The organism is Enterococcus sp. 5H (assembly GCF_028128615.1).
Lineage (GTDB): Bacteria > Bacillota > Bacilli > Lactobacillales > Enterococcaceae > Enterococcus_L.
Window position 1 is genome coordinate 81058 of record NZ_AMDP01000021.1, and the last position, 20647, is coordinate 101704.

The 20647-nt window shown below is 35.6% G+C and carries 18 protein-coding genes, 1 other RNA gene, 1 pseudogene and 1 other annotated feature; of the genes and pseudogenes, 14 read left to right on the plus strand and 6 right to left on the minus strand.

Annotation, left to right across the window (positions count from 1 at the left end):
- Window positions 1–23: 23 nt before the first annotated feature.
- Entirely contained in the window at window positions 24–1208 is a 1185-nt protein-coding gene (locus C240_RS08595; RefSeq protein WP_271494395.1) for an acetate kinase, read from the plus strand.
- A gap of 46 nt (window positions 1209–1254) precedes the next feature.
- Here C240_RS08595 and C240_RS08600 read toward each other — a convergent pair whose 3' ends face one another.
- The 4 genes from C240_RS08600 to C240_RS08615 form a co-directional block, all read right to left on the minus strand.
- The gene (locus C240_RS08600) at window positions 1255–1731 is read right to left on the minus strand and encodes a universal stress protein (RefSeq protein ID WP_271494396.1); all 477 of its coding nucleotides are present in this window, start codon (window positions 1729–1731) and stop codon (window positions 1255–1257) included.
- A gap of 126 nt (window positions 1732–1857) precedes the next feature.
- Window positions 1858–2136, minus strand: coding sequence for a hypothetical protein (locus C240_RS08605; RefSeq protein WP_271494397.1), 279 nt, complete (start codon window positions 2134–2136; stop codon window positions 1858–1860).
- A gap of 67 nt (window positions 2137–2203) precedes the next feature.
- Window positions 2204–2397: non-coding RNA, 6S RNA (gene ssrS, locus C240_RS08610), on the minus strand.
- A 172-nt stretch (window positions 2398–2569) separates the two neighbouring features.
- Window positions 2570–3859: a replication-associated recombination protein A gene (locus tag C240_RS08615; protein WP_271494398.1), complete on the minus strand. Its 1290-nt coding sequence runs from the start codon at window positions 3857–3859 to the stop codon at window positions 2570–2572.
- A 182-nt stretch (window positions 3860–4041) separates the two neighbouring features.
- On the opposite strand from C240_RS08615, the pseudogene C240_RS08620 reads away from it, so the two are divergent.
- From C240_RS08620 to dtd, 7 genes and pseudogenes are all read left to right on the plus strand, one after another.
- Window positions 4042–4735: pseudogene (locus tag C240_RS08620) on the plus strand (DNA-3-methyladenine glycosylase).
- Window positions 4677–5162, plus strand: a complete 486-nt coding sequence (locus C240_RS08625; RefSeq protein ID WP_271494399.1) for a DUF3013 family protein — start codon at window positions 4677–4679, stop codon at window positions 5160–5162. Before C240_RS08620 ends, C240_RS08625 begins: the two are co-directional and overlap by 59 nt.
- Window positions 5163–5177: 15 nt before the next feature.
- Window positions 5178–6125 carry a 50S ribosomal protein L11 methyltransferase gene (prmA, locus tag C240_RS08630; protein ID WP_271494400.1) on the plus strand — a complete coding sequence of 316 codons (948 nt, stop codon included), beginning with the start codon at window positions 5178–5180 and terminating at the stop codon, window positions 6123–6125.
- Window positions 6126–6875 (plus strand): 16S rRNA (uracil(1498)-N(3))-methyltransferase, encoded by a 750-nt coding sequence (locus tag C240_RS08635; protein ID WP_271494401.1) that lies wholly within the window; start codon window positions 6126–6128, stop codon window positions 6873–6875.
- Window positions 6876–6892: 17 nt separating this feature from the next.
- On the plus strand, window positions 6893–7540 hold the full coding sequence (locus tag C240_RS08640) for a deoxyribose-phosphate aldolase (protein ID WP_271494402.1): 648 nt from the start codon (window positions 6893–6895) through the stop codon (window positions 7538–7540).
- A 223-nt stretch (window positions 7541–7763) separates the two neighbouring features.
- Window positions 7764–9977: a RelA/SpoT family protein gene (locus C240_RS08645; RefSeq protein WP_271494403.1), complete on the plus strand. Its 2214-nt coding sequence runs from the start codon at window positions 7764–7766 to the stop codon at window positions 9975–9977.
- Window positions 9978–9989: 12 nt separating this feature from the next.
- Entirely contained in the window at window positions 9990–10436 is a 447-nt protein-coding gene (dtd, locus tag C240_RS08650; RefSeq protein WP_271494404.1) for a D-aminoacyl-tRNA deacylase, read from the plus strand.
- Window positions 10437–10503: 67 nt separating this feature from the next.
- Here the strand turns inward: dtd and C240_RS08655 are convergent, their stop codons facing one another.
- On the minus strand, window positions 10504–11436 hold the full coding sequence (locus C240_RS08655; RefSeq protein ID WP_271494405.1) for an aldo/keto reductase: 933 nt from the start codon (window positions 11434–11436) through the stop codon (window positions 10504–10506).
- Between the two features lie 158 nt (window positions 11437–11594).
- Window positions 11595–11802, plus strand: a binding site (T-box leader).
- Between the two features lie 257 nt (window positions 11803–12059).
- On the opposite strand from C240_RS08655, the gene hisS reads away from it, so the two are divergent.
- Together hisS and aspS are read left to right on the plus strand one after the other, a co-directional pair.
- Complete coding sequence (gene hisS / locus C240_RS08660) at window positions 12060–13358, plus strand: histidine--tRNA ligase (RefSeq protein ID WP_271494406.1); 1299 nt, start codon at window positions 12060–12062, stop codon at window positions 13356–13358.
- Window positions 13359–13383: 25 nt separating this feature from the next.
- Entirely contained in the window at window positions 13384–15153 is a 1770-nt protein-coding gene (aspS, locus tag C240_RS08665) for an aspartate--tRNA ligase (protein ID WP_271494407.1), read from the plus strand.
- A 63-nt stretch (window positions 15154–15216) separates the two neighbouring features.
- On the opposite strand, the gene C240_RS08670 is transcribed toward aspS, so the two are convergent.
- Window positions 15217–16113: an ROK family protein gene (locus C240_RS08670; RefSeq protein WP_271494408.1), complete on the minus strand. Its 897-nt coding sequence runs from the start codon at window positions 16111–16113 to the stop codon at window positions 15217–15219.
- Between the two features lie 172 nt (window positions 16114–16285).
- On the opposite strand from C240_RS08670, the gene C240_RS08675 reads away from it, so the two are divergent.
- The 4 genes from C240_RS08675 (at window position 16286) to C240_RS08690 (ending at window position 20626) form a co-directional block, all read left to right on the plus strand.
- A complete protein-coding gene (locus C240_RS08675) occupies window positions 16286–17077 on the plus strand; it encodes an ankyrin repeat domain-containing protein (protein WP_442896586.1) in 792 nt (263 codons plus the stop codon).
- 115 nt (window positions 17078–17192) lie between these two features.
- Window positions 17193–18068, plus strand: a complete 876-nt coding sequence (locus C240_RS08680) for a YitT family protein (protein ID WP_271494409.1) — start codon at window positions 17193–17195, stop codon at window positions 18066–18068.
- 197 nt (window positions 18069–18265) lie between these two features.
- Complete coding sequence (locus C240_RS08685) at window positions 18266–19105, plus strand: CPBP family intramembrane glutamic endopeptidase (RefSeq protein WP_271494410.1); 840 nt, start codon at window positions 18266–18268, stop codon at window positions 19103–19105.
- 483 nt (window positions 19106–19588) lie between these two features.
- Window positions 19589–20626, plus strand: coding sequence for a sugar-binding transcriptional regulator (locus tag C240_RS08690; RefSeq protein WP_271494411.1), 1038 nt, complete (start codon window positions 19589–19591; stop codon window positions 20624–20626).
- Window positions 20627–20647: the final 21 nt, after the last annotated feature.

Sequence of the window (20647 nt, forward strand, 5' to 3'; positions counted from 1 at the left end):
TAACCGATAAAGAGGAGAGTATTATGTCTAAAACAATCGCAATTAATGCTGGAAGTTCAAGTTTAAAATGGCAATTATACCAAATGCCATCAGAAGAAGTAGTTGCTAAAGGAATCGTTGAACGTATTGGTTTAAATGATTCAATCTTTACAATTAAATATGGCAACGATGAAAAATATGAAGAAATTATCGATATTAACGATCACGATGTAGCGGTAAAAATGTTGCTAGATAAATTAACAGAATTAAACATTTTAGCTTCATTTGATGAAATTACAGGTGTTGGTCATCGTGTAGTTGCTGGTGGTGAAGACTTTAAAGATTCTGTTGTCATTGATGATGAAGTGTTAACAAAGATTGAAAAGCTATCAGAACTTGCACCGCTTCACAACCCAGCTAACGCAATGGGAATCAAAGCGTTCAAAAAAATCTTACCAGATATTGTCAGTGTTGCTGTTTTTGATACATCTTTCCATACAACTATGCCAAAACACAATTATTTATACAGTATCCCAACTGAATACTATGAAAAATTTGCTGCTCGTAAATATGGCGCACACGGAACAAGCCACAAATATGTTTCACAACGTGCTGCTGAAATGCTTGGTCGTCCGCTTGAAGAATTAAAAATCATTACTTGTCATTTAGGTAATGGCGCTTCAATTACTGCCGTAGATGGTGGTAAATCAGTTGATACATCTATGGGCTTCACACCACTTGCTGGTGTAACGATGGGAACTCGTTCTGGTGACATTGATCCTTCATTGTTAGCTTATTTAATGGAAAAACTTGAATTAACAGATATCAAAGATATGATTGATATTTTAAATAAAAAATCTGGTTTACTTGGTTTAACTGGTATCTCAAGTGACATGCGTGATTTAGAAGCAAATATGGACAACGAAGCAGTTCAAGTTGCTTACGACATTTTCACTGACCGTATCCGTAAATATATTGGTAGTTATGTAACAGTTTTAAATGGAGTAGATGCAATTGTCTTTACTGCAGGAATTGGTGAAAATGATTCACACGTTCGTAGTGAAGTAATTAAAGGCATGACTTGGTTTGGCTGTGAGTTAGATGCTGATAAAAACAATGTACGTGGAAAAGAATCAATTATTTCTACAGAAGATTCAAAAGTTAAAGTATTATTGATTCCAACTGATGAAGAATTAATGATTGCTCGTGATGTTGAGCGTTTAAGATAAGAACTAAAAAAGCGATCCGATTTTATTCGGGTCGCTTTTTATTATGTTATTCATCTTCATCAATAACTGGTACTTTGTTATCCAAGTCTGTTCTTACTACTAAGACATCACAGGCTGCATTACGAATAACATATTCAGAAACGGAACCAATGAATAGTCTTTCCACTGCATTTAAACCAGTTGCACCTAACATAATTAAGTCAACATCATGTTCTTTAGGAAGTTGTTTAGCAATCCAAGGTTTTGGTGAACCATATTCAATGATACTAGAAACTTTTTCGCAACCATGTTCTTTTGCCTGTTTTTTGTAACCTTCCAAAGTTTGTTTAGCCATTTCAGTTGCCTGTTCAGCTAATACCCCGTCAAAAGAAGAAACAGATTGGAAAGCTCTCGTATCAATAACATGAGCTAAAAGTAATTCTGCGTCATTTCTCATAGCAACATTCATGGCTTTTTGAAAAGCTAATTCTGATTCAGAAGATCCATCCACGGCTACCATAATTTTTCGATAATTTTGTAACATAATAAACACTCCTTTCGTTTTTAAGGAACTACATATTTAATTAACATAACACTTACATGGTGTTATTCTTTCTACCTCAATTGTAAAACAAAACCAAAAAAAAGCAAAATAAAAAAGAAGAGTCATTTACAGAATCTTCTTGGCGAACATTATGCTGAATACAGCTGAGATAATCAATAAGCTAAAAATGTAAAATAGTGAAAAAAATGTCAAATTAAAAAGTCCAACAACTACACCAATCCCAGCCAAAATTAAATAGAAGAAACCAAATTGGTGTAAAAACTGCGTATTTTCATCTGGATCTCCTTTATGCAGCAATGGCAAAAAGGTTTCTGTTTTCTTTAATAAATAAATGCCAATAATAACTAGTAATCCAACTGATAAAAAAATTAGTATCCGAACCATAAATAAACCTCCATCAAATAAAAAACAATTTGCCTGTAGCAAATTGTTAGGTAGTCGAATAAAAATGGTAAAATCCGTCGATGCCGTTATTCGTCTTGTAGTATTGAACCCGCAAACAAAGCAGGTGGGTTCCACGACCATCAGCTTTGAACTACCAAATGATAAGGCATGTTACCAGCTTAGGTACCAGAAGGATCCCAAGATATCAATAAAATGTTCGGTCAACACAGAAAGAAGACAACTCGTACATCACAGATTTACCACCTTTATAATAGCACAATCTCAAATAAACGGCAATGAGAGCGCTCAGTTTTTGAAGGATAATGAAAGTCGTAAAAACTTGAAAATTTGATAGAATCGAAATAGTAATTGTATAACAATTTTTACTGAGCGAAAGTGGTTAAATAGCTCATATTTTGTTGTGAATAGTGTTTTATTTTTTAGATTTATTTTCTTTTTTCCATTCTTGGATTCTTTGATATTGTTGGTGCAATGCTTGTTCATATTTTCCTGTATCAATGGGTTCGTAGTAGTGAGCATGTTTAATTTTGTCTGGTAAGTATTGCTGATTTACCCAAGCATTTTCGAAATTGTGAGGGTACTGATAACCGATACCTCGATTTAAATCTTTTGCACCTGAATAGTGACTGTCTCGTAAATGATCTGGTACATCGCCAGCTTTTCCTTCACGAATATCGGCTAATGCAGCATCAATTGCACTGATTCCAGAATTAGATTTAGGTGAAAGGCAAAGGTCAATGACAACACTCGCAAGTGGGATACGCGCTTCAGGGAAGCCTAGTTTTTCTGCTGCTTGAACAGCAGTTACAGTTCGGGCTGCAGCGGGCGGATTGCCTAAACCAATATCTTCATAAGCAATGACCATCAGACGGCGACAAATAATTGTTAAATCACCAGCTTCAACTAGCCTGGCAAGATAGTGAAGAGCAGCATCCACGTCGCTTCCACGAATCGACTTTTGAAAGGCAGAAATGACATCATAGTGAGCATCACCATTTTTATCATGAGTTAGTGCTTTACGCTGAACACATTCTTCAATAATTGAAAGAGTAATGACTATTTCTTTCTCTTCATTTTCAGGAGTAGATTTGACAGCTAGCTCTAAGCCATTTAAGGCACTTCGCAGGTCTCCATTGGTAGCACGTGATAAATGCTGGAGAGCTTTTTCTTCTAAAATCACAGAATATTCGCCTAATCCACGTTCTTTATCAGATAAAGCTTCTTTGATCGCTGTTTGAATGTCTGTTTCCGATAATGGTTTTACTTCGAAAATTTGAGTTCGGCTGCGAATCGCTGGATTGATAGTAATATATGGATTTTCTGTCGTTGCACCGATCATAATAATTCTGCCGCTTTCTAAATGGGGCAAAAGAAAATCTTGTTTCGTTTTATCTAGTCGATGGACTTCGTCCAGTAAGAGAATCACTGTACCACTCATTTTGGCTTCTTCTGCGACAATTTGCAAATCTTTTTTAGTGTCCGTTGCGGCATTAAGCATCCGAAAAGCATAATTGGTTGATCCGGCTATTGCGCTGGCAATACTTGTTTTTCCAGTGCCGGGTGGACCATACAGAATCATGGAAGAAAGCATATGTGCTTCAACCATGCGCCGAATAATTTTACCAGGACCAACTAAATGTTGCTGCCCAACGACTTCATCTAAATTACGTGGTCGCATCCGATAAGCTAAGGGTTGTTGCATCGTTGGACCTCCTTTTTCTTTCTATTTCATAAGTATAGTATACCATAAAGAACGTATGTTTGTTTGATGAGCTAGTTAGGCAACAAAAGATAGATAAATCAATACTTTACTGTATAAAAGGATTGTTATTTTCAATGGATAATCGCTTTTATTTCGTGTATGATAGAAAGTGGTGAAAAATAATGAATGAGACGATAAATTTTTTTAATACACAATCAACAGAAGACATCGCTCAGTTTTTATTGGGAATGTATTTAGAACATGAGACGACTGAAGGAATATTGGCAGGCTATATTGTAGATGCTGAAGCTTATCTGGGCCCTGAAGATGAAGCTGCACATAGTTTTGGTTTAAGAAATACACCGCGGTTGAAGGCTATGTATGAAAAACCTGGAACAATTTATTTATATACGATGCATACTCATTTAATTTTAAATATGGTTACACAAGAAAAAGGCAAACCTCAAGGAGTTATGATTCGGGCGATCGAACCGGTCGAAGGAATTGAGAAAATGGAAGTAAATCGCAATGGTCGAAAAGGCAGCGAATTATCAAACGGTCCCGGTAAATTAGTCACAGCGTTAGGCATTACCAAAGAACTTTATGGCCAATCCATTTTCAATAGCACTTTGCGAATTGTACCGGAAAAAAGAAAAGTACCGAAAAAGATAGTTGCTTTACCACGAATCGGAATTCCTAATAAAGGTATTTGGACAGAGTTGCCCTTACGTTACGTGGTTGCAGGTAATCCCTATATTTCAAAACAAAAAAGAAGTGAAATAGATCAAAAAACTTTTGGCTGGAAGGAAGAAAATTAATGAAAAAAGCAACGATGTTGACTTATTTAGACGAACGTATTACCAAAGAAATTACTGAATATGATGTAGCACTAGATTGGAATGCTAAAAATCATTCAATCGAAGTCGTTTTCCGTTTGTTTGCTGAAAATACGGATGGAGAACAAATTGATGATGTGGAAGGAACTATCTCAGAAGAAGAAATTATTGAGTTTGAGGATGGTGTCTTATTTTACAACCCTGAAAAATCTACAATCGATAAAGAAGATTACTTGGCTGTAATTCCATATGAAGGAAAAAAAGGTATTAAAAAAGCTGTATTAGATGGTTTTGTTGCATATTTAAACGAGGTATTAACTGAAGGACAAAGTGATTTATTAGATTTTTTAACTGATGAAGAACAAGAGTTGTTTGAATTAAAATGGTCAGATGAAGCATTTGAAATAGCAGTTGAAAGATACACAAAAGCAGATAGCGACGAATATATCGCTTATCCAAGTTATTAAGGAAGAGGTGACGATATGAAGTGGACAGAGGTAAAAGTAGAAACAGCCAGTGAAGCGGTTGAAGCAATATCCAATATTATGATGGAAGCCGGTGCTAGTGGTGTTGCTATTGAGGATTCTTTAGATGTAGAAAATTTTCAAAGTGATCTTTATGGTGAATTATTAGATAAAGAACAATTTACTCATATTAAAGATGGTGCGTTAGTGATGGCCTATTTTCCTGAGACAACATTTTTACCGGAGATATTACCGTTTATTAAAGAAAGTATCATTCGATTGCCTGAATTTGGTTTGAGGATTGGTAAAAACGAAATGACGGTTAGTGAAGTTGCGGAAAGTGATTGGGCGACCGCTTGGAAAAAATATTATCATCCAGTTCGTGTTACTCGTTTTCTAACAATTGTACCCAGTTGGGAAAAATATGAAGTCCAAGATGATACAGAAAAAATTATCACTTTAGATCCCGGTATGGCTTTCGGTACTGGGACACATCCAACTACTCGCTTAACTTTACAAGCGTTGGAGACAGTTTTACGTGGCGGCGAAACATTACTTGATGTTGGTACTGGTTCGGGTGTGTTGAGTATTGCTAGTAAATATCTAGGTGCGAAAAATGTTTATGCTTATGATTTAGATGATGTTGCCGTAACAGCAGCGAAAGAAAATATGGATATGAATCCAATAGCTGCTGATGTTCAAGTTTCGGCAAATGATTTACTAAAAGGGGTAACAATCGAAGCCGATGTGATTGTTGCTAATATTTTGGCGGATATCATTGTTTTAATGATTGAAGATGCCTATCGTTTATTAAAAAATGACGGTACGTTGATTGTTTCCGGTATTATTCATGAGAAAAAAGCAATGATTATCGAGAAAATGAAAGAAGTTGGTTTTCTCGTAGATCAAGTTTTTCAGCAAGGTGACTGGTACGCGATTATCTTAAAGAAAACTGAGGAAGAGTAAATGCAGCGCTATTTTATAGAGGAAGCTTACGAAGTAAAAGAAACTTATTCAATTAGTGGTGAAAATTATCATCATATGGTCCGCGTGATGCGGATGGAACCGGGGCAGCAAGTTTTTCTAGCGTTTAGTGATCGCTTAGCAATTATTGCTGAAATCACTGAGATTACGGATTCGGTAGTACTGTTAAAAGAAATTAGTAAGGAACAAAAAGAAAAAGAGTTGCCAATTAATGTAACCATTGCCAGCGGTTATCCAAAAGGCGACAAATTAGAGTGGATTGTACAAAAAGGGACAGAACTCGGCAGCCATCAGTTTATTGGTTTTCCTGCAAAAGCTTCAGTTGTTAAATGGGATCATAAAAAGTTGGCAAAAAAGACAGAGCGTTTAAATAAAATTGCCACGGAAGCAGCAGAACAGTCTCATCGTCAGTTTGCGCCGAGTATTGCATTATTAGAAAAAGTGCAGGAATTAATTGAGCTTTTTTCTTCCTATGATAAGGTTCTAGTGGCCTATGAAGAATCTGCTAAAGAAGGGGAACAAAGTAGTTTTGCAAAAACATTAGCTGAATTAAAAGTAGGTGAAACACTGTTAATTGTTTTTGGACCGGAAGGTGGTTTTTCACCAGAAGAGATTAAGGTATTTACAGAAAACCAAGCAATTCTCTGCGGATTGGGGCCGCGGATTTTACGAACAGAAACAGCACCACTATACGTGTTGAGTGCGATTAGTTATCAATTTGAATTAGTGTAAGGTTTAGGGGGCCATTTATGGAGTTAAAGTTACAAAAACTTTCAATCATGTTAATTGATTCATCAATGACAGATCAACAGTTTACAGAAGAAATTCTATTTTTTAAGCAGTTTCCAGTTCGTTCTATTTTTGTTTTACCATACAATGTATTGCGAGCAAAACAATTATTAACAGGTACGACGATTCGAGTCAGCAGTTTTGTTGATTTTCCTTTAGGTAACGGTATGTTAGCCAAAAAAGCTTTTGAAACTGGACAAATGTATAGAGAAGGAGCCTCCGATGTTTTTGTGACGATGGCACCAGAACAATTGAGGACTGAAGGGAATCAGAAATATCAGGTGCTGGAGCAATTATCGTTTGGACGAAATGCACTGGGATTTTTTCTGGATAGCAGCAAAATGACGGATAGGCAAAAAAACAAACTAGCCTCTGATCTGGCTGGTTTGAATATTCCAAGTCTTGCATTAGGGTTGAATTTAACGATGGAACAAGCAATTTATGATATGAGTATTTTCCGTATAGGTCATCTCAAGAATGTTGCTTTCCAAGTAAATGTTCAGGCACCGACGTTACTGGAAATTGAGTTGTTATTTCAAGCTGGAGTTTCTCAAATTGGTATTAGCAATGGTCGTGAGGTTTTACCTTTGATTTCAAAATGGAATTAAAGTACCGAGAATTGAAAATCTAGAGAAATCTAGTATAATAAATATGTTGGAAGTGCTACTGTTTCAAGTGGTACTTTTCTTTTTTTAAAATAGTCCATATACATAAAATTATTATACGGAAATGAAAATATTGCTATGTGTGAATCATTTTAAGCACTATTTACCGTATTCATAGCTATGCTGACTGCGAGAAAGCAACGCAGAAGCGAAAGGAGTGATCGTTATGCCAAAAGAAGAAATTATGACCGGACCAGGAGTTATTAAGCTTGTATCAAAATATATGGCGCCTCAGCATGTTGCCTTTGTTCAAAAAGCGTGTGACTATGCAGAAAAAGCGCATGAGGGCCAAGTCAGAAAATCTGGTGAACCCTATTTTATTCATCCTATTCAAGTTGCAGGGATTTTAGCGGAATTACGGATGGACCCACATACAGTTGCAACTGGATTTTTACATGATGTGGTAGAAGATACAGATGTAACGTTAGAAGATCTAAAAGAAGAATTTGGTGCAGATGTTGCTATGCTAGTCGACGGTGTGACCAAACTGGGTAAAATCAAATATAAATCCCATGAAGAACAATTAGCTGAAAATCATCGTAAAATGCTTTTAGCGATGGCTCAAGATTTACGAGTAATCATGGTGAAATTAGCTGACCGACTTCATAATATGCGTACCTTAAAACATTTAAGAGAAGATAAGCAACGTAGAATTGCGCAAGAAACGCTTGAAATATATGCACCGCTTGCACATCGTTTAGGGATTAGCCGAATCAAGTGGGAATTAGAAGATACAGCATTACGCTACATTAATCCAAATCAGTATTACCGTATTGTTAATTTGATGCAAAGTAAACGAGATGAACGGGAAGATTATGTTGAAGAAGCAGTAGAAGATATTCGTTTAGCTACAGAAGATTTAGATATTTATGCTGAAATCTATGGACGGCCTAAACATATTTATTCCATTTATCGTAAAATGAAAGATCATAAAAAACAGTTTAATGAAATCTATGATCTGTTAGCGATTCGGGTAATTGTTGATTCAATTAAAGACTGTTATGCAGTTTTAGGTGCCATTCACACCAAGTGGACACCAATGCCAGGACGTTTTAAAGACTACATTGCAATGCCTAAAGCAAATATGTACCAGTCTATCCATACAACGGTTATCGGTCCAAAAGGAAATCCGGTAGAAGTTCAAATTCGTACACACGAAATGCATCAAATTGCTGAGTTCGGGGTTGCGGCTCACTGGGCGTATAAAGAGGGGAAAACCGAAAAAGTAGATGAAGATACGGATACCAAACAATTAAGTTGGTTCCGTGAAATTCTTGAATTGCAAGATGAAAGTTATGATGCATCTGAATTTATGGAAAGCGTTAAAGGGGATATTTTCAGTGATAAGGTTTATGTCTTTACCCCAACTGGTGACGTAACAGAATTACCCAAAGGTTCAGGTCCACTGGATTTTGCTTATAGTGTGCATACTGAAATTGGGAATAAAACCACTGGTGCTAAGGTCAATGGAAAAATGGTTCAGCTTGATTATACATTAAAAAACGGTGATATCATTGAAGTGTTGACCTCTCCGAATTCGTTTGGTCCAAGTCGTGACTGGTTAAAAATGGTTGCGACAAGTAAAGCTCGAAATAAGATTAAACGATTTTTCAAAGTACAAGATCGTGAAGTTAATATTATCAAAGGACACGATGCAGTAACTAAATATCTTTTGGATCATGGTTTTGCCCCGAAAGAGTTTTTAGGTAAAGCAAAAATGGCGGAAGCACTGGATCGTTTTAATTTTCAAACTGAAGATGATTTATTTGCAGCCGTTGGTTATGGTGAGATTAGTGCCCAAGTTGTGTTTAACCGTTTAACCGAAAAAGAACGTAAGGAACAAGAAATTGAGCGGCAAAAACAAGAAGCAGAAGAACTAATGACTCAACCAGTCAAAAAAGAAACAGAAAAAATGAAAGTTCGTCATGAAGGCGGAATTGTCATTCAAGGTGTTGAAAACTTACTTGTGCGGATTAGCCGTTGTTGTAATCCAGTACCAGGAGATGAAATTGTCGGCTATATTACAAAAGGCCGCGGTGTTTCAATTCATCGGGCAGATTGCCCGAATGTCCAACATCAAGAAGAGCTTGCTCAACGTCTAATTGAAGTCGAATGGGAAGATTCGAATAATTTAAATAAAGAATATGATGCGGACTTAGAAATTTATGGCTACAATCGCAGCGGCTTATTAAATGACATTTTACAAGTTATTAGTTCAATGACTAAAAATCTTGTCAGTGTAGAAGCGAAACCGACTAAAAATAAAATGGCGATGATCCATGTAACGGTAAAAATTCAAAACTTGGCCCATTTAAAAACGATTGTAGACAAAATTAAAAATGTACCAGATGTATACAATGTTCGTAGAACGAATGGCTAAAAGGAGAAAGTAATGCGAGTAGTTATTCAAAGAGTCTCACAAGCTGAAGTTGTGATTGATAATCAAAGTGTAGGGAAAATAGAGCGAGGTTTCATGATTCTAGTAGGAATTCATGAAGAAGACGGACCAGAAGACGCAGCTTATCTTGTTCGTAAAATTAGTAAACTTCGTGTTTTTGAAGATGAAGCTGGAAAAATGAATTTAGGCATTCAAGAAATTAATGGCAGTATTTTAAGCGTTTCGCAATTTACTTTGTACGCTGATACAAAGAAAGGCAATCGTCCTAGTTTTATTGAAGCAGCTCGACCGGAAAAAGCTATTCCGCTGTATGAATCATTTAATCAGCAACTTAGAGATTTAGCAATTCCTGTTGAAGCGGGTGAGTTTGGCGCTGACATGGCCGTTTCTTTAGTCAATGATGGACCCGTTACGATTATTATTGATACTAGAGAAAAATAATTGAACAGCGAGTAGTTAGGTAAAAGGTTTAGACAATCTTTTACCTAACTGCTCGCTGATTTTTTATTTACCGAAAAATAGTATCAATTTTTTGATAATCTTCATTTGTCAGTGTGATTGCCATTGCTTTGGCGTTTGCTTTCACTTGTTCTGGTTTTTTAGCACCTGGAATTACAACTGCAACTAAAGGATTTTTAATGTACCAAGCTAAAACAATTTCAGCTACAGTTGCATTATAGTCGGCAGCAATTAGTTTCAGTTGATCGACTTTTTCAAGGATTTGTTTGTAACGTTCACCTTGAAAATCAGGTTTTTTACTGCGTAAATCATCAGCAGGAAACGTCACATCTTTTTCGTATTTACCTGTTAAAAGTCCAGAGGCCAAAGGGAAATATGGTACAAATGAAATATTATGTTCTTGTAAATAAGGCAGTAGTTCTTTTTCAGCCCCACGATGAATTAAACTATATTCATCTTCAACAATGTCTACAAAGCCATCTAAATTGGCTTCTTTAATTTGGGCTAAACTAAAATTAGAAACCCCAATAGCTTTAATTTTTCCGGCTTTTTTTAATTTTTGTAAGGCTGCCACAGCTTCATTTTTCGGTGTAGTTTCATCTGGAAAATGAATATAAAAAATATCAATATAGTTGGTCTGTAGTCTAACTAAAGCCTCTTCAACTGAACGTGTTAAAAATTCGGGCGTATTGTTGAATGCACCGTCTTTAGCTGGATCATGAGCGGCTTTAGTCGCAATAATTACTTTATTTCGATCAAAATCTTTTAATACCTCTCCAATCAATTCTTCTGAACGCCCTAAACCATAAGCGAAAGCTGTATCCAGCATCGTAATACTGTTTTTCAAAGCAGCTTGAACCACTTCTTTCCCAACTTCATCATTTAAATTTGGAAAAAGATTGTGACCGCCAACAGTGTTGGTTCCTAAACCTAAAGGTGTTGAATAAACCGTTGTTTGACCAATTTGTACATTTTTTTGCATCATAATTCCTCCAAACTTTTTCTTTGTATTTAGTTTAGTTGATATTTTTAAATCCGTGAAGTATTTCGTTTTAAAAAATGAAAACAGAAAAACCAATGATTTATCTGATTTTCCCTTGACTTTAGTACTAATTTTTAGTAGTTTATATATATTATCTATTAAAATCGATGAAAGAACGAGTAGGTTTTATTCTAAGCGTAGAAGAAAAAGTTGCCTTGGCTGAAAGCAGCTTCATTAGAAAAATCGAAAGACATTCTGGAGATGAACGGAGGAAAAGCCGTTCCGTTGCGAGCGTTAATCGTTAGAGGAAAGAGCAATCTTTCGAATTTAGGTGGTACCGCGTGTGTCTATTCACTCGCCCTTGTATTTATACAAGGGCGAGTTTTTGTTTTGAATTTAAGCTCCAATCAATTTCTCTACGCGCCAAAGCTTTAATAATTTAAGGACTACGATTTAAGTCAAAGCAAATGGAGAACAATACTTAGCTGCCAAAACAAGTCAAATTTTTTAAAATATGAAAGTGAATGTTTGAAAACCTGACTAGCAATTAATTACTAACAAAAAAGTGGATTTTTCCAAAATAATTTCTCTAAAAAAGCTAAAATAAATAGGAGATGAAACCAATGCGTTATCAAAAACCAAAAGGTACCAACGATTTATTGCCGGGAACTTCAGAAAAGTGGCAATTTGTTGAAGAAACAGCCAGATTAATTTTTCGTGATTACCAATACGAAGAAATTCGTACACCAATTTTTGAACATTACGAAGTAATTGCGCGTAGCGTAGGAGATACAACAGATATCGTTTCAAAAGAAATGTATGATTTTTATGATAAAGGTGATCGTCATGTCACATTGCGCCCAGAAGGAACAGCACCAATTGTTCGTTCTTTTGTTGAGAATAAACTTTTCGGACCTGAGTTTGCTAAACCTTATAAAACGTATTATATGGGACCCATGTTCCGCTATGAACGCCCGCAAGCAGGCCGTTTAAGACAATTTCACCAAATCGGAGCAGAAGCTTTTGGCAGTGAGAATCCCGCTGTAGATGTAGAAAGCATGGCAATGGCGCTGGACTTTTTCAAACAATTAGGGATTCAAAAATTTAAATTAGTAATTAATTCTTTAGGTGATAAAGAAACCAGAGCAGCTTATCGTCAAGCGTTGATTGATTATTTAGAGCCAAAACAAGATGAACTAAGTGATGACTCAAAACGTCGTTTACATGAAAATCCACTTCGCGTACTTGATAGTAAAGATAAAAAAGATCGTGCAATCGTAGCAGAGGCACCTTCAATTTTAGATTATTTGAGTGAATCATCTAAGACACATTTTGAAACGGTTAAAATAATGCTGAATGAATTAAACATTCCTTATGCAGTTGATAGCAATATGGTTCGCGGGCTGGATTATTATACAAATACCATTTTTGAAATTATGAGTGAAGCACCAGGAATCGGGGCTCAATCGACAATTTGTGCAGGTGGTCGCTATGATGGATTAGTTGAAGAACTTGGCGGACCAGCAACTCCAGGTTTTGGTTTTGCATTGGGAATTGAGCGGCTTTTAATTACAATGGCAGCGGAAGAAGTCGTTATTCCGGCAATTAATGAAATCGACGCATACGTTGTAGGAATTGGTGCGGAAACCAATATTGAAACATTAAAACTGGTTCAAGTAATTCGCAACTTTGGTTTTTCAGCAGATCGAGATTTTATGAACCGTAAACCAAAAGCTCAATTTAAAACAGCAGACAAAGTCAATGCAAAACTAGTCTTGACTTTAGGTGAAAATGAATTAAATGAAGGAATCGTCAATGTTAAATCAATGGCAAACCGGAATGAAATAGCATTTCCACTGGCAGATATTTATGATCGCTTTGATGAAGTTTATGATGAAATGATGACAGTAATGTTTGACTAAATAAAAAATGAAAAGGGGTAAAATAATGACAAAAAGAACAGCATACTGCGGAGAAGTATCGGCAGATTTGGTAGGACAGATTATTACATTAAAAGGATGGGTACAAAAACGCCGTGACTTAGGCGGAGTAATCTTTATTGATTTACGTGACCGTGAAGGAATTGCTCAAGTTGTTTTCAATCCAGCTCACTCTACAGAAGCGTGGGAAATTGCGGATAAATGTCGTAGCGAATATGTAATTGAAATTACAGGAGAATTGACATACCGCGATAAAGAAGCAATCAATCCTAAAATGAAAACTGGTGAATTTGAAGTGATGGCAACCGACATCACAATTTTAAACGTAGCGAAAACACCGCCATTTTTAATTGAAGATGAAAACAATGTTGGAGACGAATTACGTTTGAAATATCGTTATCTAGATTTACGTCGTCCAAAAATGGCAGCAAATATGAAGTTGCGTCATCAAGTGACAAAATCGATTCGTCATTATCTGGATGATACTGATTTTATGGACATCGAAACGCCATATTTAGGTAAATCAACACCTGAAGGAGCTCGCGATTATTTAGTTCCTTCTCGTGTCCATGCTGGTCATTTTTATGCCTTGCCACAGTCACCGCAAATCTTCAAACAATTATTAATGAATGCTGGATTTGACCGTTACTATCAAATCGTACGCTGTTTCCGTGATGAGGATCTACGTGGAGACCGCCAACCTGAATTTACGCAGGTGGATATTGAAACAACATTCTTAACAGTCGAAGAAATTCAAACGATGACTGAAGAAATGTTAGCCAAAGTAATGCGTGAAACAAAAGGGATCGAAGTAACATTACCATTCCCACGTATGAGTTATGATGAAGCAATGGCACGCTATGGCAGCGATAAGCCAGATACCCGTTTTGACATGGAATTAATAGATATTGCTGATGTTGTAAAAGACGTTGATTTTAAAGTGTTCCAAATGGCGCTTGAAAACGGCGGACAAGTCAAAGTCTTAAATGCTAAAGGTGCCGCTGATAAATATTCAAGAAAAGACATGGATAACTTGGGTACCTATGTTAGTCAATTTGGAGCTAAAGGATTGGCTTGGTTAAAAGTTGAAGAAGATGGACTAAAAGGTCCGATTGCGAAATTTTTAACAGATGTTTCAGATGATTTGATTAAAGCAACTAACGCAGAAGTTGGCGATATTTTAATGTTTGGTGCTGACAAACCAGAAGTTGTAGCAGCAGCATTAGGAGCAATTCGCTCTCGTTTAGGTAAAGAATTAGGTTTAATTGATGAATCTAAATTTAACTTCTTATGGGTTGTTGACTGGCCGTTGTTTGAATACGATGAAGAAGCAGGTCGTTTTGTATCTGCCCACCATCCATTTACACAACCAAAAGAATCTGATGTTGAATTACTTTCAACCGATCCGGCAAAAGTTTATGCTGATGCATATGATATTGTGTTAAACGGCTATGAACTTGGCGGAGGTTCATTACGTATTCATAAACGTGAATTACAAGAAAAAATGTTTGAAACACTTGGATTTACCAAAGAATCTGCCCAAGAACAATTTGGCTTCTTATTAGATGCATTAGACTACGGATTCCCTCCACACGGTGGAATTGCATTAGGACTTGATCGCTTAGTTATGTTATTAGCAGGTGAAAACAATATTCGTGAAGTCATTGCTTTCCCTAAAAACGGAAAAGCAGCTGATCCAATGACAAGTGCACCTAGCACCGTTTCACCATTACAATTGTTTGAATTAAACATCGATGTAACAGCAGTTGATGAATAAATAAAAAAAGTCAGAGTAACCAAGGGTGATTTTGGTTACTCTGTTTTTGTGTAGTGAAATTAGTTAAGCATGTCGCTGTATGAAGTTAAAGTATGCGCCGACCAAGTTTGCGTTATTTCCTAAAGTACTTAAAACGACATTTGGCAAAATAGTTTCTGAAAAAGGACCGAGATTTAATTGATTTCGGTTTCTTTCAATGCTTTGTTTTACATAATCTAATAAAATTAATTGACTACTAATGCCACCGCCTAGAACAATTTTTTCTAGATCTAAAATGGTTTGTAAATTCCAGATTTGAATAGCCAAAGAATCGCAATACTCTTGTAAAATAGCTTGAGCAGCTAAGTTTCCACTAACAACAGCTTTAAAAAATAATTCTCCGCTAACGTCATTTAGTTTTTTCCCACAAGCTGCGGCAAAAGGTTTAAGTATGCTGTAGACGCCATTTTTTACACCAAAAAGATTAGTAGCTAACATAGTTTCATTCGTTTGTACAAAGGATAATTCACCAGCAGCTTGATGGGCTCCGCGTACTATTTTGCCATTTATAATTAGGCTTCCGCCAACCCCAGTTCCAAGGACGATCATTGCAGCATTGGATGTTTTTTTGAGCTGACCTTGATGAAGTTCACCTAAAATAGCAGATCTGGCATCATTTTCAACAGCAACTGGACAATTAAAAATAGATTGGTAAAACTCAAGTATATTCATATGATTGATAAACTTTAACGAGCCGCCATGAATCGCATAACCAGTTTCTGCATTAATAATTCCCGGCATCGAAATAGAAACACCAGATATAGTTTCTGAAAATCCATCTATAATAGCTTTTAAACAAATTTTAAATGAATCCAGCGTTTGAGGTGTTTTCTTCTTATCAACCGTTCCTAGTTTTTCATTTGTCATCAAACCAAACTTTATAAATGAACCTCCGATATCTAAAACAAGAACTGTCTGCATAATCATGTCTCCTTAAATTCAATCTTTTTACTCAAAATTTATTTTATTTTACTATATAAATAGTAACATAAGTCCAAAAACAAGTTCTAAAGAACATGACCTACAATTTATAATTTGTTTATATTTATCCTTTATACTGATATCAGAAACATAGTTAAAGGACGTGATACGGATGAAAATTTTCCGAGTTTTTTTATTAAGCAGCATACTAGTCTTTATTTTTTCCGGCTGCCAAGAACAGGACGACCAATCAAATCAAACAACAAAGGAGAGTTTATCAATGAATACGGAGAAATCAACTGCCAAAGAAAGTGAAACAACAATTGAAGAGACTCAATCAACTACGCAAACAGAAAACAGTCAAGTGTTTCCAGCAGGATCTTTAATTCAAGCAGTTACAAATAACGACTATGACCAAGTTCAAATAATTCTTCAAGACAAAAGCTATGTTGTTGATGAAACAAATGCTCAAGGTGAAACGCCTCTTTTGATTGCCACACATGAGAATTATATTGAAATTGCTAAGCTCTTGATTGACGCAGATGCTGATATTAATCAACAAGATCAAATTTCTGATAGTCCCTATCTTTATGCTGGAGCCCAGGGAAAAACTGAGATTCTTGCATATATGTTGGAGAAACAAGTACCAGATCAACGAAAAGTAAACCGCTATGGTGGCAATGCTTTGATTCCCGCAGCAGAAAAAGGGCATCTTGAAAATGTTAAACTACTGTTAAATGATGGAAGGGTAGATATTAATCATCAGAATAATTTTGGTTATACTGCTTTGATCGAAGCTGTAGGTTTGAGAGATGGTTCAGAAATTTATCAGGAGATTATCAAAGTCTTGCTTAATGCGGGGGCAGAAAAAGATTTACGTGATAACACAGGTCGAACAGCGACAGATTACGCTAACCAATTAGGCTATGTTGAAATGGCTAAAATTTTGAATTCTTACAATTAAAATTGAAAACAACAATTTTTTCATTAAATATTAAAAGATTCTCCTTTTGTTCTTTGCATAAAGCACGTATAATAAAAAACAAAACAAACAGACAAACAAAGTGAGGCTTTTACATATGAAAAAATTTTTTGAAAGTTTACCTATCCATGATTACACAACAAAACTTTCAGTATCCATTGTTTACGCTATTTTAGCATCAGTTGCGATGAACTTCTTTTACCAACCAGGAAATATTTATTCCAGTGGGATTACTGGTCTGGCACAGATTCTTACTACATTGTCAACGAGAATTGTAGGTTTTAATATACCGGTTTCTGTTACACTATACGCTTTAAACATTCCTTTATTCTTTGTTGCATGGAAAAAAATTGGTAAAAAGTTCACTATTTTTACTTTTTTAACAGTAACCTTAACTTCCATATTTATGCAGATTGTACCACAAACAGTTATGTCTGATGATCCAATAATTTGTGCAATTTTCGGTGGAGCAGTAATGGGTTCAGGGATTGGCTTTGCTTTGAAAAACGGCTTGTCATCAGGTGGTTTAGATATTTTCAGTATCACTATTCGTAAGAAAACAGGTCGTTCTATCGGATCTATATCAATGTATTTTAATGGCTTGATTATTTTTGTAGCAGGCTATCTATTTGGATGGCAGTATATGTTTTATAGTGCGTTGTCAATTTTTGTAAGTGGTAAGGTAACAGATGCTGTTTATACGAAACAAAAGAAAATGCAGGTTATGATTATTACTAAAAATCCAGATGCGGTGATTAATGGGATTCAAAACAAAATGCGTCGTGGAATTACGATTATTCATGAAGCTGAAGGGGCTTATCGCCACGATAAACAAACACTTTTGTTAACAGTAGTGACTCGTTTCGAACTTCCATCGCTCGAAGCGGCTATGAAAGATGCTGACCCGTCAGCTTTTGTCAGTATATCTGATAATGTGAAAATCCTTGGACGATTTTATGAAGAGGATCTATAGATGTAAAAAATCCAGATTAATTCTGGATTTTTTTATTATATTAAATGTTTTTATGTAAAAAAGAAATTTTAACGATAATAAAATGAAAATAATCCTCGTTTTCGAGTCGTAAAAATGTACGGGAAATCTCACGCTTGGTATAATTTCAATATAATCTAGCTATTTTTAAATTGATTATAATATAGGGAGGTATGGAAATGGTGGCACGAAGAGAAGTTGCAAATGATCGTTTTTGGTTTGAGAAAAATAACGGAGAAGATTTCCCATTTTATGCAGGTCAACCGATCGCCTTATCTTGGGGAAAATGGCTTGCTTGGGTGATTATCACGATCGGGTCGTTTTTCGTATTTAGCGGTATGATTTTAAAACCGATCATCGATTTATTACATTTGAAAGAAAATTCCAATGTAGCTGCAGAGCATCCTTTTAGGGTAATGTTAATCACTTTTGGAATATTAGCAATTGTCTTTTTAATTATTTTTTTAACCTATTGGATAATTAGTGGACATCGCTGGAACGCTCTATTTAAGAAAATGAACTTTAAAGAGTTTGGATTTTCAGCGTTGTTAGGGATCATTGGAATGATTATTGTAGTACTTTATACTAGATTTATTTTGAACGATATTTTCCATATCAAAACGGTTGCTGATTCTGCAGTTCAGACAAATCATGCAGGTGCTGTGGGAATTCATCTTTCTAATTTCATTGAAATTGTTATTCAACTTATTGCGGAAGAAATGTGGGCAATTGTACCGTTTTTGTTTGTCCTAATGGTTTGTTATAAATCTTTTTCTATGAGTAGAAAGTCAAGTATTGTCATTGCTTGGCTAATATCTTCTCTAATTTTTGGTCTGTATCATATTCCATCATATGATGGAAACATAGCACAAGCAATCTTAGTAATTGGTGTTTCTCGTTTGTTCCTAACGTTCACTTACTTGCGTTATAAAAATATTTGGGCATCATATACAACTCATGTATTCTGGGATCTTATTCCGATTCTAGTTGCATTAATTCAAGGGTTTGCTGGTAAATAGTAGTGAAAAATAAAACCAATACGATTTTGATGGAAAACATCAATCTTTTATTGGTTTTATTTTTTTTAAGATTGAAGTTTATTTAATGTTTTCATTCTGTTCTGAATCAGTAATTGAATTATCTTGATCGTTGTATTTCCTCATTAAGTTCTTTAAATAGAAGTGCTAGAAGTACGAAAACTATATGATAAAATCTTGAAATTAGTACAGAAAAAGTATGATAATTAAAAATGCTAAGGCAGTAGATTAAGTTAGGTGAGGTGTTAGTTTCTAAATAGTAAAATATGTAGCTAAAAAAATAATCTCTTTTTCTTGAAAAGAAGAACAAAAACTGGTAAACTTACTTTGTAGGATTGAGGGACGCTTTTAAGACTGTTAATAGAATTTAACAAGGCAAAAGAGAACATCAATTTTATTTTTTTAAAGTTCATAGGTCGTTTTTAGTCTTACTTGGACATATTTAGACCAACGAAGGAGCGCATCATGCTGGATGAATTAAAAATGATTGAAGCTGTTGCTCCAGATTTGCTTGATATAATGCAGGAAAGGTTTCATATTCTTCGTAATATTTACTGGATGCAGCCTATTGGACGTCGAAGTCTATCTGATAGTATGGGAATTACAGAACGTGTCTTAAGAACTGAGACAGATTTTCTAAAAAACATACAGTTAATTCAGACTTCAAAAAGCGGAATGACACTAACTGAAAAAGGTTTGACTGTTTATCAAGGATTAGAAACAGTAATGAATCAATTACTTGGCATGCATCAGATCGAAAAAGAAATCAGTCAGTATTTTGGAATTAAGCGTTGTATCGTAGTTGCTGGCAATAGTGATAGTCAAGAAAAAGTACTTTATGAATTTGGGGATATATTGACCGATTCACTTGATTTGCTTTTACCTGAAGGAAATAATATTATTGCTGTAATGGGCGGTACCACAATGGCACTGACCGCAGAACACATGGGAACGTTGGAAACTGAGAAACGTCATAACTTATTTGTACCAGCAAGAGGCGGCATTGGCGAAGCAATGACTGCTCAAGCAAATTCAGTAAGTGCAGTAATGGCTACTAAGACCGGCGGACATCATCGGGCGTTATACGTACCGGAACAATTAAGTCGTGAGACATATAATTCTTTATTACAGGAACCATCCATTCAGGAAGTACTGACATTGATTGAACAATCTAATTGTGTTGTTCATAGCATTGGTCGTGCATTGCATATGGCGGCTAGACGTAAAATGTCTGATGACGAAATGGTCATGTTAAAGCAAAATAATGCTGTAGCAGAATCTTTCGGATACTTTTTTGATGAAGAAGGCGAAGTCGTTTACAAGATTCCTCGGATCGGACTTCAATTAAAGGATGTTCAAAAAATTCCCAATGTCGTTGCAATCGCAGGCGGTAAAACAAAGGCCAAGGCAATCCGCGCCTATATGAAAAATGCACCAAAACAAACGTGGCTCATCACTGATGAAGCTGCCGCAAATGAGATTTTAAAAGGGGCAACCCTTTAAAATAAAAAAATTTTTGATTTT